Source organism: Achromobacter anxifer (genome assembly GCF_903652925.1).
Taxonomy (GTDB): domain Bacteria; phylum Pseudomonadota; class Gammaproteobacteria; order Burkholderiales; family Burkholderiaceae_B; genus Achromobacter; species Achromobacter anxifer.
Genome location: NZ_CAHLAR010000014.1, coordinates 20,299 through 46,586 on the forward strand (window position 1 = coordinate 20,299; position 26,288 = coordinate 46,586).

Sequence of the window (26,288 nt, forward strand, 5' to 3'; positions counted from 1 at the left end):
ATTATCGCCTGATGAATCGCCCCGCCGAGCCCGCCGCCGCTACGCCGGCGGCCCCTGAGTCCTCGACTTCGCGCTCTTCATGGGTCGCGAGGGCCGGACGCGTCGCACGCTTCACCGCCGAACGCGCCGGCGAAGAGAAACTGCTGCAGGTGGCGTCCAGCCTCACTTTCACGACCGTTCTGGCCATCGTGCCCATGCTGGCCGTGGTGCTGTCGCTGTTCACCGCCTTTCCGGTGTTCCAGGAATTCCGCGTCGCGCTTGAAGACTTCCTGACCAACAGCCTGATGCCGCCGTCCGTCTCGGACAACATCATGGAGTACCTGAACCAGTTCGCGCGCCAGGCTTCGCGCCTGACCGCCATCGGCGGCGCATTCCTGCTGGTCACCTCGCTCCTGCTGATCATGACGATCGACAAGGCCTTCAACGACATCTGGCACGTCACGCGCCAGCGCCCTCTGCGGCAGCGCGCGCTGGTCTATTGGGCCATCATTACCCTGGGGCCGGTGGTGGCGGGCGCCAGCCTGTGGGCGACGTCGTTCGTGGCCCGCGAATCGCTCGGGCTGGTGCGGGACGTGCCGGAAATCGTCAGCGTCGCGATTTCGTTCATCCCGCTGGTGCTGACCGCCCTGGGCTTCGCCGCGCTGTTCGTCATGGTCCCGAACCGCGAGGTCCTCTGGCGCGACGCGCTGGTCGGCGGCTGCGTGACGGCGATCGTGCTGGAAATCATGAAATCGGGATTCGCCTACTACCTGACCCGGTTCCCGACCTACACCATCATCTACGGCGCCTTCGCCACGCTGCCGATCTTCCTGCTCTGGATCTACCTGTCGTGGCTGGCCGTATTGCTGGGAGCCACCCTGGCGTCCAGCGCGCCGCTGATCCGCCTGGGCCGCTGGGAAATCAACCGCTACCCCGGCGCGCCCTTCGTGGACGCCGTGGACGCCCTGCGCGCCTTGCGCAAGGCGCAGGCCGCCAATCTGCCGGGCTTGCCCGCCAATATCCTGGCCGCGCATTTGCGCCTGCACCAGGACGAACTGAACCAGGTGCTGGAAACCCTGGCCGAAATGGGGCTGGCGACGCGCAGCCCTGAAGGCCTGTGGGTATTGACCTGCGACGCCCGCAACACGTCGATGGGGCCCGTGGTGGACCATTTTCTGCTGGACCGCGGCCAGCCCAGGGTTCGCAATGACCCGGAAATACTGCGGGTCGCCTCGGCCGTGATTTCCCAGCAAAATGCGCCCACGCTGGAAGAACTCTGCGGAGAAGCGCAAAATACCGAAAATGGAATCGCTCCGGTGCTGCAACTGGAAGCGAAAAAGAATTAGCAAATAGCATCAGGGCGTAATCCGCCCAGGAGGAACCGATGTTGAAGGTCAGCGAGATTTTGCGCGTCAAGGGCGATACGCTCTATACGGCGTCGCCCGACATGCCTGTGTCCCAGGCCGTGCAAACAATGAGCGAGCAGGACATAGGCTCGCTGGTGATCATGGAATTCGGGACGCTGACCGGCATGCTCACGTTCCGCGAGATCATCCGCCATATGCATGCGCACGGCGGCGCCGGTGAAACCACCATCCGCTCCATCATGGACGACGCCCCGGTCAGCGTGTCGCCCAACACCAGCGCCGACGAAGTGCAACGCCTGATGCTCGAAAAGCATGCGCGCTACATTCCGGTCATGGACGGCCCCACCCTGATGGGCGTCATTTCGTTCTACGACATGGCCCAGGCCATCGTGGCGGCCCAGCAGTTCGAGAACAACATGCTGAAGGCCTACATCCGCGACTGGCCGACGGAAAGCGCCGAACCGGCCAAGTCCTGAAACACGAAGGCCGGCATCGCCGGCCTTCCGTCACACCCCCGCCGGCGCCGCTTCGATCGCGGCGCCGCGCACATCGGGCGCATGCCGCTGGCTGCGCCAGGCATCGTAGATCAGCTCAGGGTTGTTCGCGGCCAGCAAGGTCGGGTCGGACAACATGCGGCGCCAGCGGCGCGCGCCGGACTGGCCGTTCACCAACCCCAGCATGGGCCGGGTCATCACCCGCAAGGGCACGCCCCGGGCGACCTGCCGCGTGGCGTATTCCATCATGGCGTCCACGACCTGCGCGTCGCTGGGCAGCCGCACCGACGGCCAAAGCTGCATAGACACCTCGGACAGCACCCGCGGCGTATGCCATGCGGCGCGTCCCAGCATGACGCCATCGAAGTCTCCCGCGGCGAGCACGGATTGTTCGGCATCGGCCAGACCTCCATTGAGCACGAAGGTGCAATCCGGGAAATCGCGCTTGAGTTGCCGGACCACGTCGTAGCGCAGGGGTGGAATCTCGCGATTGTCCTTGGGCGTGAGGCCCTTGAGCACCGCGTTGCGGGCGTGGGCGATGAACACGCGACAGCCCGTGTCGTAGACCTTGCCCACGAAATCCCGCACAAAATCATAGGACTCGTCGTAGTCCAGCCCCAGCCGATGCTTGACGGTGACCGGAATATCCACGGCGTCCTGCATGGCCTTCACGCAATCGGCCACCAGGGCGGGCTCAGCCATCAGGCAGGCGCCGAAAGCGCCCTTCTGCACCCGCTCCGACGGACATCCGCAATTCAGGTTGATTTCATCGTAGCCCCATTTCCGGCCCAGCCGGGCAGAGTGCGCCAGCGCGTCGGGCTCGCTGCCGCCCAATTGCAGGGCCACGGGATGCTCGGCCTCGTCAAAGTCCAGGTGGCGCTCGACATTGCCGTGCAGCAAGGCGCCAGTGGTGATCATTTCCGTGTACAGGCGCGCACGCGGCGCCAGCAGCCGGTGGAAATAGCGGCAATGACGGTCAGTCACATCAATCATCGGGGCGACGCATAGCCGCCAGTCGGGGGAGTCCAAGAATCACTCTACAAAACAAGGGGATGCGGTATTTTACGGTGCTTGGCGGCATTATGCCCGGCAGGCGGAACCGTCCGTATTCTCGGACCGCGGGCGAACCCGTCCGCCATGTGGTCTAAAATTGCGCCGCCACAGCCGCTACAGGCATGTCCGAGCGTCCGTTAACCCTTCACTCCCGCATATCAATGGCCGTATTCACCCCTGTATCCGACGACGACGCTCGCGCCCTCCTGGCGCATTTCGATCTCGGCGAGTTCGTCTCGCTCCGGGGAATTACGGCGGGTATCGAAAACACCAACTACTTTCTCTACACGACCCGTGGCGAGTATGTGTTGACGTTGTTCGAGGTGCTGACGCAGGCCCAGCTGCCGTTCTACATCGAACTGATGTACCACCTGGCCGAGCGCGGCATTCCCGTGCCTCGCCCCCAGACTTTGCGCGACGGCACCCGCCTGACGACCCTGCACGGCAAGCCCTGCGCCATCGTTTCGCGCCTGCCCGGCGGCTACGAACCGGCGCCCGGCGCGGCGCATTGCGCCTTGGCCGGCGCCACGCTGGCCCGAGCCCATCTGGCGGCGCGCGATTTCCCGCTGCACCAGCCCAATCTGCGCGGGCTATCGTGGTGGCTGGAAACGGCTCCCAAGGTCATGCCCTTCCTGGAGCCGGCTCAGGCCCAGCTGCTTTCGTCCGAACTGGCCTCGCAACAGGCCGCCGCGGCCACCCCAGCGTGGCAAGCGCTGCAGACGGGCCCGGCCCACTGCGACCTGTTCCGCGACAACGTCCTGTTTGCCGGCACCTTCGAGGATCCGCTCATGGGCGGCATCATCGACTTCTACTTCGCGGGTTGCGACACCTGGCTGTTCGACGTGGCGGTCAGCGTCAACGACTGGTGCATCGAGCGCGACACCGGCGAATTCATACCCGAACTGGTCGAGTCCTGGCTGTCGGCCTACGCGGCCGTGCGCCCCTTCACCGACGCGGAACGCGAGGTCTGGCCGCTGATGCTGCGCGCCGCCGCGCTGCGCTTCTGGATCTCGCGCCTGTACGACTTTTTCCTGCCTCGGCCGGCGCAAACCCTCAAGCCGCACGATCCCCGGCACTTCGAAAGAGTGTTGCAAGCGCGCCACCGCCCCGGTCTGCCCATATTGCCGTAACGGTTGTGCCCCCCATAATGGGCATAGCGCGTCCCTTTTTGAGAGATCCCTCCCCCTTTTAGAGCCATGCAAGCAGCATTCCTACCCGCGACATCCGGCTGGCAATGGGTCCGAGACGGCTTCCGTCTGTTCCGCAAGCAACCTCTGGCCATGTTCACCTGGGCCATGGCCATCAGCCTCCTGGTCATCTTCGCCACCGCGACGCCGCCGATCGGACCTATTCTGGTCGTGGCGCTGATGCCCATCATCACTCTGATGACACTATCGGCATGCAAGCATGTCGAAGCGGACCGCGTCATGCTGCCCTCGATGTGGGCCAAGCCGCTCAAGCAGCCCGGCGTCTTCAGGAAGCTGTTCCTGATGGGCCTGCTGTACGCGGCGCTCTGCATCGTGACGGGCCTGGTCATCTTCCTGCCATTCACCGATGCAATGGCCGAGGGCATGCGCATTGCCTCGGTGGAAAAGACCATGGAGCCCATCCTGTCCGCGATGGCCGTTCCGCTAACGCTGTTCGCCATCGTGTACGTCGTGATCGCGGCGCTGTTCTGGCATGCGCCCGTGCTCGTCGCCTGGCACGGCCTGCGCCTGGTCCAGGCGCTGTTTTTCTCGGGCATCGCCTGCTGGCGCAACAAGCTGCCCTTCCTGGTCTATGGCGCCACCTGGGTGCTGGTGTTTCTGTTCATCGATCTCTGCGCCGGCCTGCTGGTCGCCATCGGCCTGTCGCCGCAACTGGCCGGCACGCTGCAGATTCCGTTCAATATCGCCGCCGGCGGCGTGTTGTACTGCAGCTTCTATCCAGCCTATACCTCCGTGTTCGGCATCGAGAACACCGGCGCGCATCTCGACAACGGCAACGGCACGCACGCATAACGCCACGCGGCAGGGCGCAAGCGCCCTGCGCACCGCCACCACCCTACCCTGCCGCGACACGAACGCCACGTCGATGGCGTGACGCATGCCGAAGGTGTGCACCGCACAGCAGGACATCAGCAGGATGCCGGACCGCGGTCCCGGCGGCCTACGCCCCAGCAAGCCACGCATCCGGCCCTGCCAGCTCGCCACCTTGAGCAGCCGGACCCGGTTGCGCGGCAATGGCTGGCGGCTGCTCACTGCACGCTCTGCAACAGTTGCACGGTTATCGGAAACGCCAGCACGATGAACGTGCAGGGAAAAATGCAGCCGATCAGCGGCAACAACATCTTCACCGGAGCCTGCATCGCCAATTGTTCCGCGCGCGTATGGCGATCACTGCGGCTCTGCGCCGCCTGCGCGCGCAGCACCGGTCCCAAGCTTATTCCCAGCGCCTCGGCCTGCGCCAGGGCCGCCGCCCAGTTGCGGGCCAGCGGGCTATTGCTGCGTTCCGCCAGGGCCTTGATTGCCGCGGTTCTGGATACGCCCGCCCGCATCTCCGCCAACGCGTCGGCCAGCGCGTCGCGCAAGGCTCCGGCCGGCCCGCTCTGCGCCGCCATCTGCAACGCCCCCTGCACGCTGAGCCCCGCTTCCACGCACAGCGTCATCATGTCGAACACGAATGGCAGGTCACGTTCGATATCGCGGCGCCGCTTGAGGCCCAAGCCCCGCAGCCAGAGCCCCGGCGCGGCGCCTCCAGCCAGGGCAGACGCAGCCGCCCAAGGCATCCACCCCCAGAGCTGTGCCTGCGCCAGCACGATGGCCGCGGCCGCCGTCAATCCGGCCGCGGCAACCGCGGCGCTCCAGCACAGCGCCGCGACATGCGCATAGCCGATGCCTGCGGGCAATGCCGCCCGTTCGATCGCGCGAGTCAGCCGGACTCGCCAGCGCCAGGAACACAAGGGCCCCGCCAAGGGCGCGACCGCCGCAACCCAGTGCCAGGCCACCCGCCACCACCACGGCAATGCAGAGGACGCCCCCTCTCCGTCCAGCAACAAGGGCTTCAGGAGCACCCACGCCAACCAGCCCGCTACCAATGCAGCCGTCAACAGACCCAGGTACAACCACATCGCTCTCCTCCCCCTTCAGATCTCGATCCTGATGATGCGCCGGATCAGCAGCATGCCTGCCGTTTCCAGCACCGCCACAATAGCCAGCACGCCCCACCCCACCGGGGTATGCCACAGCAGGCCCATGATTTCCGGCTCCAGGCGATCCAGCACGGCGAGCAGTAACAGGGGCAAAGCCCCGACGATCCAGGCTTGCAGGCGTCCCTGGGAGGTCAGCGCCAGCAGCTTGGCCTGCAATTGCAGGCGCGCACGCAGGGTCTGGGCGATGCTCTCCAGCGCCTCCGCCAGGTTGCCGCCAGTCTGCGACGCGATGCGGATGGCCGCCACGACGAGAGCAGTCGAATCAGCCGGCATCCGGCCGCGCAGGTTTTCGAGCGCGGCATCCCATGGCACTCCCATGCGCTGTTCACGCAGCATCAAGCCAAACTCCTGAGCCAGCGGCGCGTCGCTCTGCTCGACGACATTGCGCAGGCCCGTCGCCAGCGCCGCGCCAGCACGCAAAGCGGAGGCGAGCATCAACAACGCCATCGGCAATTGCTGTTCAAACCGGCGCGCGCGCCTGCGCCGCAAGGCGTTCACAAGCGCACGGGGCATGCGCAAGGCGAACGCTGCGGCCATCGCCGCCACGACGCCACTCCTTGTGACCGTGAAAGCCAGCAAAGCCGCCAGCGCGGCGCATGCCACCGCGCCCGCCCACAACTGAGCCGGGTCGATGAACAGGAACACCTCGCTCAAGCGCAGGCCCGCATCATGGGTGTAGACCTCACGGTAACGGCGCAGCGCAGGCGCAAACCAGCTCTGGGCGCGCCAGGCCAGCAACAGCACGCAGATCATGGCGCCTCCCGCCGCAAGCCAGATCATGGTGCTCCTTGCGGAAAGGCCCCGCGGTCCGTTCCGGGATCCGCCGCATCGGAGAACCAGGCGGGATCGCAGGCCAAACCGTCCTGCGACCATTCCCGAGCGAATCCCGGCATGGCGCCACAACCAGCAAAGCCTCGGTTGCGGTCGTACCGGAACAAGTCCTGCAGTTGGATGCGCCCGCTTTCCATGCCGGCGATTTCCGCGATCGACGTCACAACGCGCCGTCCGTCCGCCAATCTGGCCTGCTGCACCACGATATCCACGCTGGCCGCGATGTGTTCACGCACGGCTGCCAGTGGCAGGTCCAGCCCCGCCATCAGGACCATGGCTTCCAGGCGCCCCAGCGCATCCCGAGGCGAATTGGCATGCAGGGTGGTCAGGGATCCTTCGTGACCGGTGTTCATGGCGGTCAGCATGTCAAAGGCCTCCGCTCCGCGGCACTCGCCCACGACGATCCGGTCAGGACGCATGCGCAGCGCGTTGCGCACGAGTTCGCGTATATCGATGCGTCCCCGGCCCTCCTGGTTGGCGGGCCGAGCCTCCAGCGCCACCAGGTGATCGTGGTTCAGACGCAGTTCCGCCGCGTCTTCGATGGTGACCACGCGCTCGCCATCGGGAATCTCGTTGGACAGGATATTGAGCAAGGTGGTCTTGCCTGCTCCCGTCCCCCCGGACACCACCAGATTCCTGCGCGCCCTCACGCAGAACGCAAGAAACTGCGCCATGGCGCCGCTCAAGGAACCCGCCACAATCAGGTCGGACATTCCGGGGCGCTGCTGCGGGAACTTGCGTATCGTCAGGCTCGCGCCTCTTATCGCCACTGGCGGGATGACGGCATGCACCCGGGATCCGTCCGCAAGACGGGCATCCACCATCGGAGAGCTTTCGTCGATGCGACGCCCCAAGGGCGTAACGATGCGCTCGATGGTCCAGCGCACCGATTGTTCGCTGGTGAACGCAGCCTGGTGCCGCGACAGGCGTCCCGCGCGCTCGACATAGATTTCGTCATGGCGGTTGACCATGATTTCCGTGATGTCGGCGGCAGCCAGCAAGGGTTCCAGCGGCCCCAGGCCTACCGCTTCGTCCAGCACCTCACGGCAAAGCGCCACGCGGTCTGTCTCCGGCGGCAATTCCGCGTCCGTGGCGACGATCTGCGTCAGAAGCCGCTCGGCCTCGGCCCGCAGCATGCCGTCGCTCATGCCCGCCACATCGCGGCGACGCAGGTCCAATGCATCCAGCAGAGCCCCGTGCAGGCGCCGGCGCTCCTGCAGCCGATGCTGCGGCAGCCGTTGCTGCGGCAGCCCGACAGGCGGCGCTGCGGCAGCCGCGGGCAGCGCCGGCTCCGGGTGAACACTCATCTCCTGCTCGGCAAGCGCCGGCGCGAGCCCGAACGATCCGCCAGCATATTGACCATCGGCCGTCAGCGACACCCGCAGGCGGCACGGCCCGATCAGGATCTCGTCGTCAGGTAGTACCGGCGCATGGCGCGCGATACGCACGCCGTTCACCAGAGTCCCCGCAAGCGTGCCCAGGTCTTCGAGGGCAATCCCGGCCTCGTCCCGCGACAGGCGGGCATGCTGACGCCCCACCCTCCAATTCACGATGCGCAACCCGCAATGCGCCGCACGCCCTATCACCAAGGGCGTGGCCGCCGACAGCCTGCGGACGGCCGCATCCTCGAATGTCATTTCTATATCGATCATGACCTCACTCCGATACAGGCGCGAGAACGCCGTCATGCTGCGCTCCCCACTGCGAACCGGCCCCCGAATAAGGATCCCAACCCTCCGCAGCCGGCGCTGCGGTTCCCAGGCGGGGCGGCGCCGGAAAGGCCGCATCCAGCACACCGCGCCCCCGGCGGACGCGATCAGCCATGGCGGGCTCGGTCTGCGCGATGATCTTGGGCGTCACGAAAATGGCGAGCTCGGTCTCGTGCGTCTGATAGCGCCTGGACGAGAACAAGGCTCCCAGCACAGGTATGTCCTGCAGCCAGGGCAAACCGTCGGCCGCATCGTTCCGCTCGCGCGACAGGAAGCCGCCGATGACCAGCGTGTTGCCGGACCTCACGTTGAACTCGGTGGACGCGCGGCGTGTCCGTAGCGCCGGACCGCCGGGCACGCTCAGCGCCGTATCAACCGAACTTGCCTCGACCTCGATCAAGGATCGGATGACCCCGTTGCGGTCGATGCGGGGCGTAATCTTGAGCTGCACGCCATAGGGTTTGAACAAGGTGGTGGAATTGCCGCGCGAGTCGGTCGACGCGTACGGCACCTCTCCTCCAGCCAGAAAGGTCGCGCTGGCGCCGCTGCGCGCAAGCAATTGAGGTTGGGCCAGCATGACGGCTTCGCCGCTTTGAGCCAGCATCGCAATGCGGGACGACAGCAATGCGTTGACGCCAAAATAGCCGGCCGCGGGCGACGCCGGCCCCATTGTTTCGATGACCTCATCGCCGGGACGCTTCATGCGCCCGCGCGATCCAGCATCCCACGCCAGGCCCGCGTTGACGCCGCCTTGGGACATCCCGTCCCAGCGCACGCCCAGGTCCCTTAATCGGGACGAGGGAATTTCCACGACCTGCACGTCCAGTTGCACCATGCGGTCCCAGCCCACCTGCCCGGTAAAGTCCAGCACGGCGGGATAGCGCTCCGCCAAGGCCGCGATGCGCACACGGTCGTCGTCGGAAAGATCGTCGCCCTCGATGAGGATGCGGCCGCCTACTTCGGAACTGCGCGCACCCGGTATGCGGGCGAGCAAGGCCTCGACCTCCGCCCGCAAGCGCGGCGCCCCTGCCGGCACGACCCGGATTTCGTAGGCTTTGGCACGACCGCCGTTCGCCCAGACGTGCATGGACGAGACGCCTTCGGCGCGCGCGAACACGACGACTTCCCGCCCTTCGGCCTCGATGGCGCCTATGACCTGGCCATTGCCTATCGCCACGCGTTTGACCCCGGGATGCGACAGGATCCGCGTTTCGCCAACTTGAAGTTCGATCACATCGTCTGCCGGCCACGCTGCCGGGCTGACCAGGCAGAACGCCAAGGCGAGCATGCTGAGGACGCCATGTCTCACGGTCGATCCTTTTTGGAGCCAGCCTGCATCGACATATCCAGCGCGCCCTCGGCTCCCCTGGACTCCAGCCGGTCTCCGTACAGAATGCTCACGCCCGGCACAGTCCGGGGCTCCAGGTCCAGCCCAATCAGCGAGGCCAGGTCGCTTTGAGGCGTACCGCTGACCACCGCGGCATCGTCACGATGCCGCAACAGGGCGGTCAGGACACCCGCCTGCCGCGCCGCCACGAAACGCATTGCTTCGTCCGGCGTGGCAGCCAGGGTGATGTTGCCCCCCTTGCCTTCAGCATCGGCCTCGCCTCCCACCATCAGCACCCGCATGCCTTGCAGCAGCGGCACCGTGAGTTCGCGCTGGCGATGCGCGAAACTCACGTAGATGTCGATCGCATCGCCAGCGCGCAATACGTCCGCCAGGCCTCCCAGGTCCGCCGCCGCGACCGTCAACGCGCGCTGCCCGCTGCGCAGCCGGGACGCCAGGGCCGGAGCCGGCGGATTGAACGTCACGTTGCCCCGGAGCAGGGGCTCGCCGTTGGCCACGTCGGCCAGCAAGGTCGCGCCTAGAAGGCTGGCCAGGTCCAGAGGATCGATGCTGGCCCGCGAGACCCATTGCTCGGGAATCTCGCGCACCGCCAGGTGTACCTCTTCGAGCTGGGTGCCTGCGGGCAGGTCATAGGCCGCGACCAGGCGGCTCACGACAGGCGTACGCGCTTCGGCTTCCAGCGCCTGGACGCGCTGCTGCACATGTTCCCGCACCGCCCATGCCGACACCAGGCCGGCGGCCAGCGCCATCGCGTATACGCCTGCCTTGCGCAGACGCTGCGCGGCAATGAGGATGCGGCTCATCATGGCGTGCGCCCGCTGACCAGCAGCCCACTGCCACCATCCAGTGGCACCAGCGACAGGCGCATGCGCGCGTCCCGCCGGCCCCACCACTGCCCCCCCTCCTCAGATGCTGGCAGGCGGCGCCAGCCATGCCGGAGCAGACTCGCCTCCAGCATGGGAGCGACTTGCCCTGGCGGCAAGGCGTATTGCCAGATGCGTTCCGACACGCGCACACCATCCTCCTGCACTGCCACGTCCAGTCTGATACGGCCACCGGGCGGAAGCCAGTCGGGCCATGAGTTGCCAGGCGCGCCATGGAGATTGACGGTGGAGATGCTGCCCACCGTGCGGCGAGCGCCAAGACCTTCCATTTGGACAACCCATCGCTCCCGGCCTACCTGACCCGACAGGATGGCCTGGCCGGACAGCACATTGAGGTCGACCAGGCCGGGCTGCTGGCCTGACAGGCTTCGGATCAATTCAGGCGTGCTGAGCGGCGTGTCGAATACCAGCACTCGCGCCGGGATGCCATGCAGCCATATGCGTTCCGCCAGCAGCCCGCGCCGCGATCCTGCGGGAAACCGCAGAGATTCCAAGGACGCGACGCCGGACTTGTCGCTCTTGGCTTGGCCGACTTCGCCGCGATTGGCAGCGTCCCCCTGGGCAACGCTATTGCGCCATCCGACGACAGCGACGGCCAGCGCCCCGGCCAGCAACAGACGCAGTGTCCGCGCGACCGCCAGGGTCCGCCAGCCCGCGCCCCTCTGCACGACAAGGACGCCGGGAAAGAACTGGGATGCGAGCTCGCTCATTTTCCCGCCCTCAGGCGGCCGGCCAGCCGATCCGCAGGCACCACGTCAGCCCAAGCGGACAACCAGTCCAGCGACAGTCCGGGCCTTCCCCACGCACCATCCATGCGGTCGATGACCGGTTTCATGCGCCGCGCCTGGGACAAGGACGCGCCTTCCGCATTGCGCCAGGATGTGGGCGCCCTGCCGATGCGGCGCTGAATATCAGCATCCCCGTGCGCATATCCGGCGCCGCTGGCCACATGAGTACGGCGGGCGATCCGCAACCATGCCGACGCATCCCTGTCGCGCCGCTCTGTGCTTGCTGTCACTGACAGCAGGCTCAGCCCCGCGCCGAACCATTCGTCCTGCAAGACGGAAATCCGTGGCGCGGCAACGCCAGGCAAGGACTCCGCACCGCTCCACAACTTCATGTTCGTTGCCGTGCGCAGGTCTTGCAGGGGACGTCCCAGAGCGCTGGCCATCACGGCCTTGCGGCTGGCTTGCTCCATTTCTTGCGCCGTGAATTGCAAACCGCCGATCCACGGCACGGCGCACAGCAGCAGAACCAGTAGCGGCAGCATCAATAGCGCTTCCACCACAGCCTGCCCCTTCTGGTGCAAAGCGTTCCCGCTCATGGCCTGCCCCTTGCCTGCGCGGCCTCAGTCGCAGTGACGGCGGACAAGCGCGCCTGCCAGTAAGGACGAAAAAGCGTGGCCAGTTCATCGCGGCCATCGGCGCGGGATTCGGGCCGCGCGAAATAGGTCTCTGCCGCGGAGGTCACGGTGACTTGGCCCTCCTGGCCCAGGGCGGCATAGCCAAAGCGGCCCAAGGGCGCCCGGACTTCGCTGCCGGCATCGGTGGTTTTCAGGGCTGAGCCCGCCAACTGGACAGCCACGGCAAAGCGCAAGGGATCCCCACTGCGCGACGACACGATGTCGCGATAGGCGGGCAGCCCCTGGCCGGGCCAGCGCTGCACCGCTGCCATCGCGTAGGAATTGGCCATTGGATTGCTGATGTCGTTGAGCAGATCCCAGTTCGTGGATAGCTCCACCCAACGCCAGAAATCCTGGTCGGAGAAGTCGAGTGGAGGCTCCTCCACATATTCCAGCCCTTCGGGTGCCTTGATCTTCTGGCCCTGCGCCGTGCCCCAGCCCATGGCGTATTCGCGAAAGTAGCAACCCTTCCAGCGGTTGAAGCGCAGCGCGTGATAGGACTGGGTATCCAGCGCCCCCCAACGTCCATCAGGACCGAGCCAGGTGGAACCGCGCCGCCGCAGCTCGTGGCGATGCAAGGGACACACCGCCTTGACCATCCACGGATTGCGGCGTGTAACGTTGCGGCGCTGCAGGAAGCCATAGCGCTCCGCAACCTGCTCCACGGCGGGGCGCAGACCTGCTTGGCGCGTAGAGATCCGGCGCTCCACGAAACCGGGCCAGCCATCCGCTAGCAGACGCAAGCTCGGAGTTTCATAGGCATGGCCGCCAGGCGTGCCAACGCCCGGCGCGTCGCCGGTGTAGTTCGCGGACAGCACCTTGCGCATGATGCGGTCACGCGCGGCGGCAAGCCCGCCGACGGCGGACGCTGCCGCGGCCTCCAGCACCTGATGAACCACCCTGTCATGTTCGGCGAATGCCGCCGCGAGCCGCTGTTCGGCATCGGGAACGGCTTGCGCGCCTTGATAGGCTAGACCCACGTCTGGGCCGAACAGCATGGCGATCAGGCTGGCGGGCGGATTGCCGCGATTGCGTTGCGCCTGCATGGTGCGGGCGTACTGTGCCGCTGCGCCCAGTGTGACCAGGTGCGCCATGGCCACCTGATGCGCGATCTGCGCCCTGTTGAGGTAGGCAATCGCATTGAGCGTGCGCGCCTGCTCAAGCGCCCCGCTGTACGCCGCCGCGTCCGCCACATGGGTCAGCCGCTGCCGCGCCCCCACGGTCTGCCCCAAGTTGTACAGGACGACGACGGAAACGATACCCGCGGCCGCCAACAACAGCCCCAGGACCAGCGCCTGCCCCCGTTGAGGAACCAGCGATGCGCGCGAACGCGTTTTCACTTCGCGTCCGCGGCATTGCCGGTGAAGGACTTGAGCGAGCGGGCCTTGGTCTGCGCCGCCGCCTTCTGCGCCGCCTGCTGCGCCGAACGGCTTTGCGCACTGCCGTCCTCGCCGGCGAGCTCGCGCGCCATGGCGGCGGTCTGGGATCGCACCACTTGGCCGAAATACTGATACACCGCTATGGCCGCCACCGCGACCAGGGCCACGATCACGACGTACTCTGTCATGCCTTGTCCCGACTGACGCTTCCGAAACCCCGACATATCCGCTCTCCGGCACAGTGAAAAGAAGCTTCAGTGTCGGCGTCCGGCTCCGGCGTCACAATGCGCGGATACCGAGGCGGATGAAGTTGTCACAGCTTGGTTGACGGCCCGCGACCTGCAATGGCAAGAAGAAAACTCCCCACGCGCGCAGGCCGCAAGAATCTTGTAACCCTCTAATATTTTTGGGGTTTTCCCTATTGTTCAGCCTGATGCCAGGCAGTAGATTGGAATTGCCGGGCTGTCTGACACCCATCGCGTGCGAAGCCGGGCAGGAGCGCCCCAGACTCACCTCGAGCTGGGGCGCTCTTCCATTTCAGCGTCCACCGTGCACAAGGACGTGGCTCCGGCAAGGCCGGCCAAGCGCGTCCCTGCAGCACCAGCCGCCTACAGCAACAGCGGCGAGATCTTGCTGCCGTCCACCGAGACGCCGGCCATGAGGCCGCCGTTATTCAGCACGAAGCCGACGATGGGCTGCTGCGCCGTGTAAGTGTCGATGCTGCCATTGACGCCCACATTGGCGACCGCGACCGTCGCATCCGCCCCAACGGTCCAGCCGCTGCTGGCCCGGAACTTGGCCAACGCGCCATCCGTCATGAACAGCACTACCATGGCCTTGGACTGGGCGCCCGCCTGGAATCCGATCGATCCTCCCGTGATGCTGTAGTAGCCAGTATCCGATCCAGCCACGCGCAACACGCCTGTTCCATGCTGAGCGCCTACGATGAAGCTGGCGCTCAACACGCCAGGAAACACGAGGACGCCCCGTGCGCGCTCCACCAACTGCTTGGCTTGGGACGAGGATTGATACAGTTTGGACAAGGTCGCGTCCGCGGCCGTGTCGAGCTCCTGCCGTTTCTCCGCAGCCGTGGCCGAGGATTGAGCGGTGGTCGTGGTGCAGCCAGCAAACAGCAGACTGGCCGCGCCCAACGTTGCGGCGATCACACCGGCCCGACTTGCTTTGGAAAGACTATCAAGCATGTAGCGCTCCTTCTTGTTGTCAATATCTGCTCCGGAGTTGTCCGGTAGACGCCGTCATGCTACCTGGGATTCGCAGGTTCTTCCCCTTCCGCGACGAGCCGGTCGGCCCATGGTGAACCCGTGGCATTGCGCCAGACTGGAATTGCTCCATTAACTCCGCGCCGACATAAAGGAGCAGCCAACCCCTTGGCCAATGGATCGCGCTTTATTTAATGAAAACCGGAATAGTAAACATTATCGAAATCAACGTGGCATAAACAGGCCATGACGCACGCCGGTCATTTCCTGCACACCACGAGAGCGATGCAGCACATTCCAATAAGAGTGCCGCCCAGGGCACAGCCTGCGCGCTTCGCCCGCTCTCCGTCTGAGAGAATCAGCCAGAACGAAAATCCCAGCGTTAGCGAAATGAGCACGCCCATGAGCATGGCTCGCCATTTGCAAGCCGCTCGTCCGAGGAGTAACCCCTGGGCAAACCTGAATTTGCTCATGAATTCGCACCCTACATTTGGGGAGGGAGGCCGGATTTTCTTTCATCGTACCAGCAAAGCCTCCGCAGTCAATTGATTATCCGAGCCCCCGATTATTCGGATTTTCCCGGATGGTTTAAATCACAACCATGCAGTTGAACCGGACCGCAGCACAAGAGCATCCTCACATACCAGGAAATCAAAGACAATCGCAAAAATCCGAAAAACAAGGCGGGCCTCGGATTAATCCGAAGCCCGCCTTTATTTATTCCTGCTTTGGGCCCGACGCCCACGAAAACCCAAGGTTGCCCAGACTCATCCCGATGACTCGCGCAAAACTTCACACTACTTCATATTTCTCGCAGAAAGAATTGATAGAGTGAGCGCGCCATCAGACAACTGGCTCGCAAACAGGATTTCCACATGAACGCCAACAACTACAACATCACCAAGCGAAGATTCAAAACCAGGCAATTCTTGCTGACGCTCTTCTGCACCATGACGGTCGCCGCGGCAACCTCCGCCACCGCGAACTCCCTAGATCCTCAGGGGGGCGTCAGCCTGCACTACGGCGTGGGCGAGCATTACAAACGCTACACCCTGAACTACGAAACCGCGCCGATCTGGACCACGGAGTTCGGTGGCAGCTGGGGAAGACTGGATCTGACTCCGGAACTGGGAGCATCCTATTGGACGGCGGACGGCTCCCGCTCACCCGGCAACGCCTGGCAATTCAGCGCCATTCCAATGTTCCGCTGGTGGACCAGCGAGCGCTTCTACATCGAGGCGGGTGTTGGAGCCACCGTGTTCACGCGCACACGGTTCGCGGACAAGAACATCGGCTCCGCGTTCCAATTTGGCGATCATATCGGCGTGGGCTTTCTACTGACGCCGAACAACCGCATAGGACTGCGGTATTCGCACTTCTCCAACGCGGGCATCAAGCGGCCAAATCCGGGGTTGGACACGGTGCAAGTGACCTATACCTATCAGTTCTGATTTGTGTCGGGCGTGTTCGGTCGGAAATATGGACTGAACCGCCCGCCCCTAGCGGACCGCCCGGGCCTCTTGAGTTGGGAAAACGTCAACACCACAACAAAGGCGACGACTAGTCCAGCTTATGCCGCAAAACCATCGCATATCCGTTCTCGACAGCGGCTTTCGCCGAAACGTCGGATAAAACAACCACAAACGTTCCTCCCGCCTTCGCCGTCAGCGTGCTGAACACGTGCGGCTTTTGATCGACGAACACTCCGATAGCGGAAAACGAGAAATCCTTGCCCGTATCGTTCCTGACCTTGATCGCGAAGCTCAGGTCCAAGGCTCCCACAGGAGACTTCTTTTGAGCCGCGGCAAGCTTGGCCTTGACTGACTTGGGAACACTGACGGAGAGCAGCCCCTCATCGTTCGACACCAAGTTGACGTGAGACTCCGATGCGAGCTTGTTATCCCTGTCCTTATCGAGAAAGATCGGAAGAGAAAACCGGGCGAACGAGTTGAACCCCTTGCGGTAGCACTCTGCATACTTGGCATCGGAAAAAATGCCTGGAACGGCCTGCTGAACGTCGACCAACACGTCCGACGGTCTGCCGTTGTTTTGCAACCTGCGAGCAGTCAGCGGCCATGGCCAATACCGCGATTTTTCTTGTTCTCAACATGCCTCCTCCATCGTTGGAGTATCTCGCAAACACTCCACAAAAGAAAACGCGGGTTGCGTGTACTACACGCAACCCGCGTCATTTCTTGGTAGGCCCCCCGAGAGTCGAACTCGGCACCAACGGATTATGAGTCCGCTGCTCTAACCAGGCATGAGCTAGAGGCCCGAAAAACTATTACTGCCCTTCCAGGAAGCTCTTGAGCTTGTCGGCCCGGCTGGGGTGACGCAGCTTGCGCAGCGCCTTGGCTTCTATTTGCCGAATGCGCTCACGCGTGACGTCGAACTGCTTGCCCACTTCTTCCAGGGTCTGGTCGGTGCTCATTTCGATCCCGAAACGCATGCGCAGAACCTTGGCTTCACGCGGGGTGAGAGAGTCTAGCACTTCCTTGACCACATCGCGCATGGAACCGTGCAAAGCGGCATCGGAAGGCGCCAGCGTGGACGTATCCTCGATGAAATCGCCCAGATGCGAATCGTCGTCGTCGCCGATCGGCGTTTCCATGGAGATCGGTTCCTTGGCGATCTTCAGGATCTTGCGGATCTTGTCCTCGGGCATGTCCATCTTCTGCGCCAGGGTCGCGGGATCCGGCTCGGCGCCGGTTTCCTGCAGGATCTGGCGGCTGATCCGGTTCATCTTGTTGATCGTTTCGATCATGTGGACCGGAATACGGATGGTGCGCGCCTGGTCGGCGATGGAACGCGTAATGGCCTGACGGATCCACCACGTCGCGTACGTCGAGAACTTGTAGCCGCGACGGTACTCGAACTTGTCCACGGCCTTCATCAGGCCGATGTTGCCTTCCTGGATCAGGTCCAGGAACTGCAGGCCGCGGTTCGTGTACTTCTTGGCGATCGAGATCACCAGGCGCAGGTTGGCCTCGGTCATTTCGCGCTTGGCCTTGCGGGCCTTGGCTTCGCCGGTGGCCATGCGCTTGTTGACGTCCTTCAGGTCCTTCAGCGGCAGCACGACGCGCGTTTGCAGGTCGATGAGCTTCTGCTGCAGTTCCTGCACGGCGGGGATCTGGCGCTCCAGCGTTTCGGCGTACGGATGGCCGGCAGCCACTTCGTCGACGACCCACTGCATGTTGGTTTCGTTACCCGGGAACACCTTGATGAAGTGCGTGCGCGGCATGCCGGCACGGTCCACACACGTATGCAGGACGGCGCGTTCGAGCTGGCGCACTTCCTCGACCTGCTGGCGTAGCGTGTCCGCCAGCTTCTCGACCATCTTGGCCGTGAAGCGGATGCCCATCAGTTCGTTCTGGATGGATTCCTGGGCGCGCACGTAGACGTCCGACTTGTAGCCGTCCTTCTCGTACGATTGGCGCATCTTTTCGAATTGCTTGCCGACTTCGTCGAACTTGGCCAGGGCCTTCACGCGCAGGTCTTCCAGCTGCTTGCTGGACATGCCGCCGGCGGGGCCGTCGTCGCCTTCGTCTTCCTCGGCCGAGACACCGGCGCCGGCGTATTCCTCGCCGTCTTCCGGATCGACCAGACCGTCAACCACTTCGTCGATCTGCGCCTGGCCGTCCCGCACGCGCAGGATATGGGCCAGGATCTCGTTGATCGTGGTCGGGCAGGCCGAGATGGCCATGACCATGTGCTTCAGGCCGTCTTCGATGCGCTTGGCGATTTCGATTTCGCCTTCGCGCGTCAGCAGCTCGACCGAACCCATTTCGCGCATGTACATGCGCACGGGGTCGGTGGTGCGGCCGAAATCGGAGTCCACGGTGGTCAGCGCGGCTTCGGCTTCGTCTTCGACGTCGTCGTCGTTGGACGCAACCGGCGCGTTTTCGCTCATCAGCAGCGTTTCGGCATCGGGCGCCTGGTCATAGACCGCGATGCCCATGTCGCTGAACGTGCTGATGATGCCGTCGATCGCTTCCGCGTCGACCAGGTCGTCGGGCAGATGATCGTTGATTTCGCCATACGTCAGGTAGCCACGATCCTTGCCGAGCTTGATCAGCTGCTTCAGGCGGTTGCGGCGGGCTTCGTATTCTTCGGGCGTGACGGGACCGCGGGCGATCAGATCCTTGGGATCGGCCTTGCCGCGCTTGCCGCCGCGCTTCGGCGGCTTCAGATCGGGCAGGACTTCGCCGTCGCCGTCCATCGTATCGTCGAAGCCGTCGGAATCATTGTTGGCGTTCTTGGCGGGACGGCCAGGGCGACGGCCGCTGGGCGCCGGGCGAGCGCTGCCCACCAGGTCGGCCAGCTTGTCTTCGGCCTTCTTGGCGCGAGCCTTCGTCACCTTCTCGGGCTTGTCGGCCGCAGCGGCCTTGGTCGTCTTCTTGGCGGCCGTCTTGGCTGCGGGCTTGGCGACCTTCACCGCCGTCTTGGCGGGCGCCTTTTCCGCTGCCATGCTTACGACGCGCTTGGTCGTGGTGGCCTTGGTTTCGGCCGCATCAATTGCAGAGGAGGATTTGCCGGTGGATTTGGTCATAGTCGCTTCCGTGGTCGTCGCAACCCGTTCGGGCATGTTGCACCGCATGAAGCCGCTTTGGACGGCGGTCCAACGCGGCGGTTATACGGGTAAATCTGGTAAATCAGCGAAGATCATGCGGCTGCGTTGTTCGCAGCGCCAACTCTTGCGAGTCCGCTCGGCTCCGTTGCGGTGCAATACCGTACTGGCGCCTTGCGTGCATGACCTCATCCTGCGGGGGCTCCCGGGCGTTGGGGGGGCTGCCTGCCTATAAATAGGCTTTGCTTGCTTATCGGGCCTTTGCCCCAAGCAGCTGAGTAGACACAGCACCCAAACCACTAACGCCACGCGGAGATAACCGCCGCCGAACTGCTTGATTTACCGCTCAGCTATATTAATTAACTATGTAACAAATTTGACACGCGCATCCGCTTTTATTTCTGCCGCTATACAGGCTTCTTGGGCAGGTCCCGCGTCAAACCCTATACATCCATTAGATTCCGGCAACCGGAATTGATTCCGCCCGCCAGATGCAATTCTTGTCGCCCGCGCACTGTCGCGCCAGGATTATCGCCACATTCAGCACAAATTAAGCAATAATCAACTGAAAACACCACAGTTCGCAGGCTAGGGGAATCCCTGGTCGATCCATCAGTCATGGATCGACGCATGAGTTCGGCCGACATGAGCAGACTCTCACAACCGTCGCCCGCATTGCAGTCCCGCTTTGCCGTCCCTCTTGCCGTCCCTCTTCTTGCCCACCTGCCAGCGACCGAAATACCCGCCAGCGGACAACCTTCAATTTTAGCGCATTTAGCGCACGCCGGCACTCTTCAGTATCGCCATGCGGCTGGAAAGCTCCAGATAGCGCTTGCGCGCCTCTTCCGTGGCCAATCCCGCCGCGGCCAACTTGGCGATTTCCAATTTGGCCGAGTCGAACTCGATGCGCCTGAGGGCATCGTCCCATTCGGTTTGCGGATCCGGCAGGTCTTCCTGGGACAGGATGTCGGCCCGCAGACCCTTCAGCACAGTCGCCAGGTCCGAGTCCGGTTCCGCCGCTTCCAGCAAGGCACCCACATGGCGGGCGCCACTGGACTGCGCCAGCATGATCAAGTCTCTTACAAGACCTAGATGGGGGCCGTGGTCGATGACTTCAAGCTGCTGGTCTCCCATGGAGTCGACCAGCTCGGGATGCGCCAGGAGCAGGCCCAGCAGACGCTTCGCCAGCGAAGGCATGGTGCGGCGCCCTTCAAAGCCGCCGACATCGTTGTCCCGCTTGCCTTTCCAGTTGCCCTTGCCACCCTTCCAGTCGCCTTTGCCTTTCCAGTCGCTCTTGCCCTTCCATTCCTGCTTGCCGCCGCCGCGCTGCTGACCGCCTCCGCCGCCAAACTCCGCGCTCTGCGCAGGGAAATGGCCATAGTCCTCGTAATCGGACTCCTCGGCGGGAATGTCGTGAAAATCATGCCCGGCGTAGTCGTAACCCATGTCCGGATGACTCGGATCCGAGTCTCGCGCCGGGGCACCCGCCGATCCCGCATCGCCCGTCGGCGCACCCGGCTTGGGCGCGGGCGCAAACGGCTTGGCCGGCTGCTGAGCCAGCACCTGAGCCATTTCTTCGGGCGTCAGCTGCACCAGCTTGGCCATCTCCCGTTCGATCTGCACGCGCAGCGCGCATTCGGGAATGGCGGCCAGCAAGGGCTTGGCCTCGTGCAGGCAACTGGCCCGCCCTTCGGCCTCGTTCATGTTGTGGCGTGACGCGAGCTCCTCCAGCAGGAAGCGCGACAGCGCCATCGCTTCTCCGAGGCACGCGCGAAAGGCTTCCGCGCCCAGCTCACGAACGTAGGAATCGGGATCGTGTTCGGCGGGTAGAAACAGGAAGCGGATCGCAATGTCGTCGCGCAGCACCGGCAGGCAAGCCTGCAGCGCGCGCCAGGCGGCGCGGCGCCCCGCTCCGTCACCGTCAAAACTGAAGATCACCTTGTCGCTGGCGCGCAGCAACTTCTTCACGTGATCCGGCGTGGTGGCGGTACCCAGCGTCGCTACCGCGTTGGCAATGCCTTGCTGCGCCAGGCCGACCACGTCCATGTAGCCTTCGACCACAATGACCTGCCCTTCCTGGCGTATGGCCTGGCGCGCCTCCCACTGCCCGTAGAGTTCATGCCCCTTGGAGAACAGCGGGGTTTCGGGCGAGTTCAGGTACTTGGGTTCGCCCTTGCCTATGATGCGGCCGCCAAATCCGATCAGGCTGCCCCGCGCATTGCGGATCGGGAACATGACGCGCTCGCGGAAACGGTCGTAGCGGCGGCCATCCTCGGATTCGATGACAAGCCCCGACTCCACCAGGACAGGGTCCTCGTAGTTCGGGAAGACTTGCGACAGGCCATGGCGGTCGGTGCCCGACCAGCCCAACCCGAAATGCGCGGCGATTTCGCCCGTCAGGCCGCGCTGCTTCAAATAGCGGATTGCGGCGGGAGATGCCCGCAACTGCTTGAGGTAATGCGCCTGGGCGGCGTCCAGCACCTGCGTGTGGCGGGACTCCTCGGCCTTGCGGCGCGCGGATTCCTGCTGTTGGCGTGGACTGCGGTTTTCTTCGGGGACCGTCATTCCCGCCGAAGCCGCGAGCGTACGCACGGCCTCGGGGAAACTGGCGCCCGTGTGTTCCATCAGGAAGGTGATAGCGCTGCCATGCGCTCCGCAACCGAAGCAGTGATAGAACTGCTTGGTGGGGCTGACAGTAAACGACGGGCTTTTTTCGTTATGAAAAGGGCACAGGCCAAGCAAGTTGGCCCCACCCTTTCGCAACTGCACATACCGCCCGACTATGTCGACGACGTCGACTCGGGCGAGTAGTTCCTGGATGAATGATTCTGGAATCAATAGATTCGGGAATCAAAGATCAATACAGGCGCGGGGGCAGTTGTTGGCTACGGATGCGCTTGTAGTGGCGCTTCACAGCGGCGGCGTGCTTGCGCTTGCGCTCAGCCGTGGGCTTCTCATAGAACTCGCGCGAACGCAGCTCGGTGAGCAAACCGGTCTTTTCGATGGTGCGCTTGAAGCGGCGCAGAGCGGCTTCAAACGGTTCGTTTTCCTTCAGTCGAACGATAGGCATAAAGTGATTGGCCTGCTTGTAGGGTAACAAAAGTTGATGACAAACCTGGCTTGCTTTCCAGCAACGCTGCGCGGATCCAGGTACGCGTAAACGGCCTCGTCGATACCAAAATCATACCAACATAGGCAGGTACCGCGAACTGGGAACCTTGAAAGCGCAACCCAGGAGCTGGGCGATCCCGGCTTCAGGCTGCCATTGCAGCGCTGAACCAGCACCCTATCCCGGATTTCCGCTGGCTGTTTCCGTTACCCAAAGACTACCCAGAGAGTAACAAGCCAAGTTCGGTTTAGCGATAACCAGCGATTCTAGCATGGTCATGGCCATTTTGACTACTGGAGGGACAGTCCGGCGCCATCGGCGGCCGGAAAGCCCTCTCCCGCAGAATGGCCATGCTCAGCTCTTGGAACCCTTGCGGATCCAGGCCTCGAGCTGATGCGGACGCAGACTGTCGTAGTCTTCGAAAGGCTGATGGATCCAGGGGTTGGTCGGCAGCTTGTCGACGTAGTAGTCCGGCGTCGCCTGGGAATGCCCCTTCCACCAGAGCACGGCGCTGCGCAGCTCGGTAATGTCGGCGAACTGGCTCTTCAGATGGTCGTAGACCTTGCTGAAGGTCTTGCCGGTATCGACCATGTCGTCCACCAGCAACACCCGGCCCGACAGCGTGCCGCGCGTGATGGTGATGAACTGGGCGATATCCATATCGCCTTGCTTGGTGCCTGCCGCTTCGCGATAGCTGCTCGTGGCCAGGATGCCCAGCGGGACATCAAAAATACGGGACATAACATCGCCGACGCGCATGCCGCCGCGCGCCAGGCAAAGAATCTTGTCGAACTTCCAACCCGACTGATGCACCTGCAGGGTCAGGCGTTCGATCAGGCGGTTGTAGTCGTCCCACGTCACCCACAGATGGCTGTCGTCATTGGTCGGCGTGCTCATAGGCAAGCATCTCCTGCTTAATAAATACGAAAAGGCCGCCGCCGGTATGAGACCGGCGGCGGCCTTGCGAATAATAACCCGATGTCAGCCCTTCAGGGGATGACGCAGGACAATGGTTTCATTGCGGTCAGGGCCGGTCGACACCAGGTCGATGGGCACGCCGCAAACTTCGGCCACGCGCTCCAGGTAGCGACGGGCCGCGGCGGGCAGCTTGTCGTACTCGGTGATGCCGACAGTCGATTCGCTCCAGCCCGGCAGTTCTTCCAGCACCGGTTGCGCCTGCGCCACAGCGTGCGCGCCATAAGGCAGCACGTCGCGGAACTCGCCGTTGACGCGGTAGCCGACGCCCAGCTGGATGGTTTCCAGACCGTCCAGCACGTCCAGCTTGGTGATGCACAGGCCGGTAATGCCGTTCAGGCGGACCGAGCGCTTGAGCGCCGCGCCATCGAACCAGCCGCAGCGACGCGGACGGCCCGTGACGGAACCGAATTCCTTGCCGATCGTGGCCAGACGGGTACCGATCTCGTCAACCAGTTCCGTCGGGAACGGGCCCGAGCCGACGCGGGTCGTGTAGGCCTTGGTGATGCCCAGGACGTAGTCCAGCTGCTGCGGACCGACGCCTGCGCCGGCCGAGGCCGCGCCTGCAACGCAGTTGCTGCTGGTGACGAACGGGTAGGTGCCGTGATCGACGTCCAGCAGAGCGCCCTGCGCGCCTTCGAACAGCAGGCGCTTGCCTTCCTGCTGCATGGCGTACAGATTGCTCGACACGTCCTTGACCATCGGAGCGATGGCCGGAGCCAGCGCCATGGCCTGGTCGCGCACTTCATTGGCGGAAACCGCCTCTGCGCCCAGGTACTTGGTCAGCACGAAGTTGTGGTAATCCAGCACTTCGGCGAGCTTTTCGTCGAACAGCGCGGGATTGAACAGGTCCTGCACGCGCAATGCGCGGCGGGCGACCTTGTCTTCGTAGGCAGGGCCGATGCCGCGACCGGTCGTGCCGATCTTGCCGTCGCCCTTGCGCGCTTCGCGCGCCTTGTCGATGGCGACGTGGTACGGCAGGATCAGCGGGCAGATTTCGGAAATCTGCAGGCGCGAGCGCACGTCCAGACCAGCGACCTCAAGCTCTTCGATTTCCTTGAGCAGGGCCTCGGGGGACAGCACGACGCCGTTGCCGATGAAGCAGGTGACGCCGGGGTGCATGATGCCCGACGGGATCAGGCGCAGAATCGTCTTCTTGCCGTTGATCCACAGCGTATGGCCGGCATTGTGACCGCCTTGGAAGCGGACCACGCCCTGGACGGATTCCGCCAGCCAGTCGACGATCTTGCCCTTGCCCTCGTCACCCCATTGGGTGCCGATTACGACTACGTTCTTGCTCATGTTACGAATCAATATCGAGTTTCTCGGGAAATCCGGAAATCTCCCCGCGGCCCTCTCGTTGCCGAGAGGGAGTTAGTCACAGCGTTCTGACCGTCCAGGCGCCATCCTGCAGCGCCAGCTCGCGATCGCAAACGAATTCGTCCTGATCCTGCTCGTGACCGGGCAATACCTGAACGACAATTTCCCCCGACCGGCGCAGGCGGCGCACCGCCTCGGTCAGGGCGGGGGCTTGCCCCCAGGGCGCGCGAACCGCACGCGCCCGTTCCGCCGGCGGCAAACCCGCCGCCAGCTTGCGTAAATCAAGACTGAAGCCGGTGGCGGGACGGGCCCGGCCGAACGCACGGCTCACATCGTCATAGCGGCCACCGCTGACCAGCGCATCGCGCCAGCCCTCGGCGTACAGCGCGAACTTCACGCCGGAATGGTAGCCATAGCCCCCCACGTCGGCCAGGTCCACGCCGAACGCCACATTGGGCATGGCATCGACCACCAGTTGCAGCGCATCCAACGCCGTCACCACGCCCGGCAGCAAGGGCAGTTCGCGGCGTGCTTCCTTCAGCACTTCCGGTCCGCCGTACAGCTTGGGCAGCAATTGCAGGGCTTTCAGGGTCTCGTCGCGCAGCCCAGGGGCCCGCGCCGCGAGTTCACCCAAGCCGGGCACGTCTTTCTCGCGCATCAGGAGAATAACGTCCTGCGACAAGACCGCAGCCGCCGGATCGGATTCCAGGAGGGCGCGCAGCACGCCCGGGTGGCACAGATCCAGCCTAGGATTGCGCACGCCGGCGATCGCCACTGTTTCCAGCACCAACTGGATGATTTCCAGATCGGCTTCGAACCCGGCATGGCCGTAGATCTCGGCGCCGATCTGCAGCAGCTCGCGGCTGGACAGCAGGTCCGCCGGACGGGCATGCAGCACGTTTCCGCAATAGCACAGGCGGGTAACGCCCGCGCGGTTCAGCAAGTGCGCGTCGATGCGCGTGACCTGAGGAGTCATGTCCGCGCGCACGCCCAGCGTGCGGCCCGACAACTGGTCGACCAGCTTGCACGTGCGCAGATCCAGATCGCTGCCGGTGCCGGACAGCAATGAATCGATGTACTCGACCAGGGGCGGCGCGACCAGCTCGAAACCGTAAGTGCGGTACAGATCGAGAAGTTCGCGGCGCAATTCCTCGATGCGCCGGGCCTCTGCCGGAAGTACGTCGGCAAGGCTCTCGGGCAGCAACCAGTTACCCATGAATGTTTACCTGATTAACGCCAAGTGATGCGTGGGCGTCGCCCAAACGAAAAAGCGGCTGAGGGGGCGTAAGCCCGCTCAGCCGCTGCGGAATGTTTTCTAGCTTACGCGGTATTGTACATGGTTCAGCAGCCAGCGCCAGCCGGGATTGCCCGCCCGCGCAACTGTCCCTGATTGCAGGCGACCACACCCGCCCTGCCCGCCCGCAAGCAAAAAGCCCCTTGGCATGCCAAGGGGCTTTCCGT

The 26,288-nt window shown here is 64.0% G+C and carries 23 protein-coding genes, 1 tRNA gene and 1 pseudogene; 5 read left to right on the forward strand and 20 right to left on the reverse strand.

Going from position 1 to position 26,288, the window contains the following annotated elements; genetic code table 11:
- Positions 1–11: 11 nt before the first annotated feature.
- A complete protein-coding gene (locus HWY37_RS30320) occupies positions 12–1,325 on the forward strand; it encodes a YihY family inner membrane protein (RefSeq protein ID WP_175207396.1) in 1,314 nt (437 codons plus the stop codon).
- Positions 1,326–1,363: 38 nt separating this feature from the next.
- Entirely contained in the window at positions 1,364–1,822 is a 459-nt protein-coding gene (locus HWY37_RS30325) for a CBS domain-containing protein (RefSeq protein WP_042792875.1), read from the forward strand.
- A 30-nt stretch (positions 1,823–1,852) separates the two neighbouring features.
- On the opposite strand, the gene dusA is transcribed toward HWY37_RS30325, so the two are convergent.
- Positions 1,853–2,833, reverse strand: a complete 981-nt coding sequence (gene dusA, locus HWY37_RS30330) for a tRNA dihydrouridine(20/20a) synthase DusA (protein ID WP_246302447.1) — start codon at positions 2,831–2,833, stop codon at positions 1,853–1,855.
- Between the two features lie 221 nt (positions 2,834–3,054).
- On the opposite strand from dusA, the gene HWY37_RS30335 reads away from it, so the two are divergent.
- Together HWY37_RS30335 and HWY37_RS34735 are read left to right on the forward strand one after the other, a co-directional pair.
- On the forward strand, positions 3,055–4,023 hold the full coding sequence (locus tag HWY37_RS30335; RefSeq protein ID WP_176090524.1) for a homoserine kinase: 969 nt from the start codon (positions 3,055–3,057) through the stop codon (positions 4,021–4,023).
- A 66-nt stretch (positions 4,024–4,089) separates the two neighbouring features.
- Positions 4,090–4,893, forward strand: a complete 804-nt coding sequence (locus tag HWY37_RS34735; RefSeq protein WP_246302448.1) for a BPSS1780 family membrane protein — start codon at positions 4,090–4,092, stop codon at positions 4,891–4,893.
- 6 nt (positions 4,894–4,899) lie between these two features.
- On the opposite strand, the pseudogene HWY37_RS34925 reads toward HWY37_RS34735, so the two are convergent.
- From HWY37_RS34925 to HWY37_RS30390, 11 genes and pseudogenes are all read right to left on the reverse strand, one after another.
- A pseudogene (locus HWY37_RS34925) lies at positions 4,900–5,064 on the reverse strand (DUF192 domain-containing protein); the annotation flags it as partial.
- 65 nt (positions 5,065–5,129) lie between these two features.
- Positions 5,130–6,002 (reverse strand): type II secretion system F family protein, encoded by an 873-nt coding sequence (locus tag HWY37_RS30345; RefSeq protein WP_176090525.1) that lies wholly within the window; start codon positions 6,000–6,002, stop codon positions 5,130–5,132.
- A 15-nt stretch (positions 6,003–6,017) separates the two neighbouring features.
- Positions 6,018–6,863 (reverse strand): type II secretion system F family protein, encoded by an 846-nt coding sequence (locus HWY37_RS30350; RefSeq protein WP_175207401.1) that lies wholly within the window; start codon positions 6,861–6,863, stop codon positions 6,018–6,020.
- Positions 6,860–8,566: a TadA family conjugal transfer-associated ATPase gene (locus HWY37_RS30355; RefSeq protein ID WP_176090548.1), complete on the reverse strand. Its 1,707-nt coding sequence runs from the start codon at positions 8,564–8,566 to the stop codon at positions 6,860–6,862. The genes HWY37_RS30350 and HWY37_RS30355 overlap by 4 nt, the downstream gene beginning before the upstream one ends.
- A 4-nt stretch (positions 8,567–8,570) precedes the next feature.
- Complete coding sequence (locus HWY37_RS30360; protein WP_175207403.1) at positions 8,571–9,911, reverse strand: type II and III secretion system protein family protein; 1,341 nt, start codon at positions 9,909–9,911, stop codon at positions 8,571–8,573.
- Between the two features lie 17 nt (positions 9,912–9,928).
- On the reverse strand, positions 9,929–10,777 hold the full coding sequence (cpaB, locus tag HWY37_RS30365; RefSeq protein ID WP_175207404.1) for a Flp pilus assembly protein CpaB: 849 nt from the start codon (positions 10,775–10,777) through the stop codon (positions 9,929–9,931).
- Positions 10,774–11,565, reverse strand: coding sequence for a hypothetical protein (locus HWY37_RS30370; protein WP_175207405.1), 792 nt, complete (start codon positions 11,563–11,565; stop codon positions 10,774–10,776). Before HWY37_RS30370 ends, cpaB begins: the two co-directional genes overlap by 4 nt.
- Positions 11,562–12,179: a TadE/TadG family type IV pilus assembly protein gene (locus tag HWY37_RS30375; RefSeq protein ID WP_176090526.1), complete on the reverse strand. Its 618-nt coding sequence runs from the start codon at positions 12,177–12,179 to the stop codon at positions 11,562–11,564. Before HWY37_RS30375 ends, HWY37_RS30370 begins: the two co-directional genes overlap by 4 nt.
- The gene (locus HWY37_RS30380; RefSeq protein WP_175207407.1) at positions 12,176–13,597 is read right to left on the reverse strand and encodes a hypothetical protein; all 1,422 of its coding nucleotides are present in this window, start codon (positions 13,595–13,597) and stop codon (positions 12,176–12,178) included. The genes HWY37_RS30375 and HWY37_RS30380 overlap by 4 nt, the downstream gene beginning before the upstream one ends.
- On the reverse strand, positions 13,594–13,860 hold the full coding sequence (locus HWY37_RS30385) for a hypothetical protein (protein WP_175207408.1): 267 nt from the start codon (positions 13,858–13,860) through the stop codon (positions 13,594–13,596). Before HWY37_RS30385 ends, HWY37_RS30380 begins: the two co-directional genes overlap by 4 nt.
- Before the next feature lie 384 nt (positions 13,861–14,244).
- Positions 14,245–14,838 carry a BPSL1445 family SYLF domain-containing lipoprotein gene (locus HWY37_RS30390; RefSeq protein WP_175207409.1) on the reverse strand — a complete coding sequence of 198 codons (594 nt, stop codon included), beginning with the start codon at positions 14,836–14,838 and terminating at the stop codon, positions 14,245–14,247.
- A 968-nt stretch (positions 14,839–15,806) separates the two neighbouring features.
- Here HWY37_RS30390 and HWY37_RS30395 point away from each other — a divergent pair.
- Positions 15,807–16,307 (forward strand): acyloxyacyl hydrolase, encoded by a 501-nt coding sequence (locus HWY37_RS30395; RefSeq protein ID WP_175207456.1) that lies wholly within the window; start codon positions 15,807–15,809, stop codon positions 16,305–16,307.
- A 109-nt stretch (positions 16,308–16,416) separates the two neighbouring features.
- On the opposite strand, the gene HWY37_RS30400 is transcribed toward HWY37_RS30395, so the two are convergent.
- From HWY37_RS30400 to HWY37_RS30435, 8 genes are all read right to left on the reverse strand, one after another.
- A complete protein-coding gene (locus tag HWY37_RS30400; protein WP_246302449.1) occupies positions 16,417–16,884 on the reverse strand; it encodes a DUF7424 family protein in 468 nt (155 codons plus the stop codon).
- 168 nt (positions 16,885–17,052) lie between these two features.
- Positions 17,053–17,131, reverse strand: a tRNA-Ile gene (locus HWY37_RS30405).
- Positions 17,132–17,140: 9 nt separating this feature from the next.
- Positions 17,141–19,405, reverse strand: coding sequence for an RNA polymerase sigma factor RpoD (gene rpoD, locus HWY37_RS30410; protein WP_175207410.1), 2,265 nt, complete (start codon positions 19,403–19,405; stop codon positions 17,141–17,143).
- A 792-nt stretch (positions 19,406–20,197) separates the two neighbouring features.
- Entirely contained in the window at positions 20,198–22,261 is a 2,064-nt protein-coding gene (gene dnaG / locus HWY37_RS30415; RefSeq protein ID WP_175207411.1) for a DNA primase, read from the reverse strand.
- 19 nt (positions 22,262–22,280) lie between these two features.
- Positions 22,281–22,493: a 30S ribosomal protein S21 gene (gene rpsU, locus HWY37_RS30420; protein ID WP_006218592.1), complete on the reverse strand. Its 213-nt coding sequence runs from the start codon at positions 22,491–22,493 to the stop codon at positions 22,281–22,283.
- A gap of 393 nt (positions 22,494–22,886) precedes the next feature.
- The gene (locus HWY37_RS30425) at positions 22,887–23,429 is read right to left on the reverse strand and encodes a phosphoribosyltransferase (RefSeq protein WP_042792860.1); all 543 of its coding nucleotides are present in this window, start codon (positions 23,427–23,429) and stop codon (positions 22,887–22,889) included.
- Between the two features lie 84 nt (positions 23,430–23,513).
- A complete protein-coding gene (locus HWY37_RS30430; RefSeq protein ID WP_175207412.1) occupies positions 23,514–24,809 on the reverse strand; it encodes an adenylosuccinate synthase in 1,296 nt (431 codons plus the stop codon).
- A gap of 76 nt (positions 24,810–24,885) precedes the next feature.
- The gene (locus HWY37_RS30435; RefSeq protein WP_176090527.1) at positions 24,886–26,043 is read right to left on the reverse strand and encodes an ATP phosphoribosyltransferase regulatory subunit; all 1,158 of its coding nucleotides are present in this window, start codon (positions 26,041–26,043) and stop codon (positions 24,886–24,888) included.
- Between the last annotated feature and the right edge of the window lie 245 nt (positions 26,044–26,288).

Bases quoted from the DNA above. Each gene is read 5' to 3' on its own strand.
- HWY37_RS30325 (WP_042792875.1), top strand. From the start codon at position 1,364: ATGTTGAAGGTCAGCGAGATTTTGCGCGTCAAGGGCGATACGCTCTAT.
- cpaB (WP_175207404.1), bottom strand. From the start codon at position 10,777: ATGATGAGCCGCATCCTCATTGCCGCGCAGCGTCTGCGCAAGGCAGGC.
- dusA (WP_246302447.1), bottom strand. From the start codon at position 2,833: ATGATTGATGTGACTGACCGTCATTGCCGCTATTTCCACCGGCTGCTG.
- HWY37_RS30370 (WP_175207405.1), bottom strand. From the start codon at position 11,565: ATGAGCGAGCTCGCATCCCAGTTCTTTCCCGGCGTCCTTGTCGTGCAG.
- HWY37_RS30345 (WP_176090525.1), bottom strand. From the start codon at position 6,002: ATGTGGTTGTACCTGGGTCTGTTGACGGCTGCATTGGTAGCGGGCTGG.
- rpoD (WP_175207410.1), bottom strand. From the start codon at position 19,405: ATGACCAAATCCACCGGCAAATCCTCCTCTGCAATTGATGCGGCCGAA.
- HWY37_RS30435 (WP_176090527.1), bottom strand. From the start codon at position 26,043: ATGGGTAACTGGTTGCTGCCCGAGAGCCTTGCCGACGTACTTCCGGCA.
- HWY37_RS34735 (WP_246302448.1), top strand. From the start codon at position 4,090: ATGCAAGCAGCATTCCTACCCGCGACATCCGGCTGGCAATGGGTCCGA.
- HWY37_RS30355 (WP_176090548.1), bottom strand. From the start codon at position 8,566: ATGATCGATATAGAAATGACATTCGAGGATGCGGCCGTCCGCAGGCTG.
- HWY37_RS30385 (WP_175207408.1), bottom strand. From the start codon at position 13,860: ATGTCGGGGTTTCGGAAGCGTCAGTCGGGACAAGGCATGACAGAGTAC.
- HWY37_RS30390 (WP_175207409.1), bottom strand. From the start codon at position 14,838: ATGCTTGATAGTCTTTCCAAAGCAAGTCGGGCCGGTGTGATCGCCGCA.
- HWY37_RS30430 (WP_175207412.1), bottom strand. From the start codon at position 24,809: ATGAGCAAGAACGTAGTCGTAATCGGCACCCAATGGGGTGACGAGGGC.
- HWY37_RS30375 (WP_176090526.1), bottom strand. From the start codon at position 12,179: ATGAGCGGGAACGCTTTGCACCAGAAGGGGCAGGCTGTGGTGGAAGCG.
- HWY37_RS30335 (WP_176090524.1), top strand. From the start codon at position 3,055: ATGGCCGTATTCACCCCTGTATCCGACGACGACGCTCGCGCCCTCCTG.
- HWY37_RS30395 (WP_175207456.1), top strand. From the start codon at position 15,807: ATGACGGTCGCCGCGGCAACCTCCGCCACCGCGAACTCCCTAGATCCT.
- HWY37_RS30320 (WP_175207396.1), top strand. From the start codon at position 12: ATGAATCGCCCCGCCGAGCCCGCCGCCGCTACGCCGGCGGCCCCTGAG.
- HWY37_RS30360 (WP_175207403.1), bottom strand. From the start codon at position 9,911: ATGCTCGCCTTGGCGTTCTGCCTGGTCAGCCCGGCAGCGTGGCCGGCA.
- rpsU (WP_006218592.1), bottom strand. From the start codon at position 22,493: ATGCCTATCGTTCGACTGAAGGAAAACGAACCGTTTGAAGCCGCTCTG.
- HWY37_RS30350 (WP_175207401.1), bottom strand. From the start codon at position 6,863: ATGATCTGGCTTGCGGCGGGAGGCGCCATGATCTGCGTGCTGTTGCTG.
- HWY37_RS30425 (WP_042792860.1), bottom strand. From the start codon at position 23,429: ATGAGCACGCCGACCAATGACGACAGCCATCTGTGGGTGACGTGGGAC.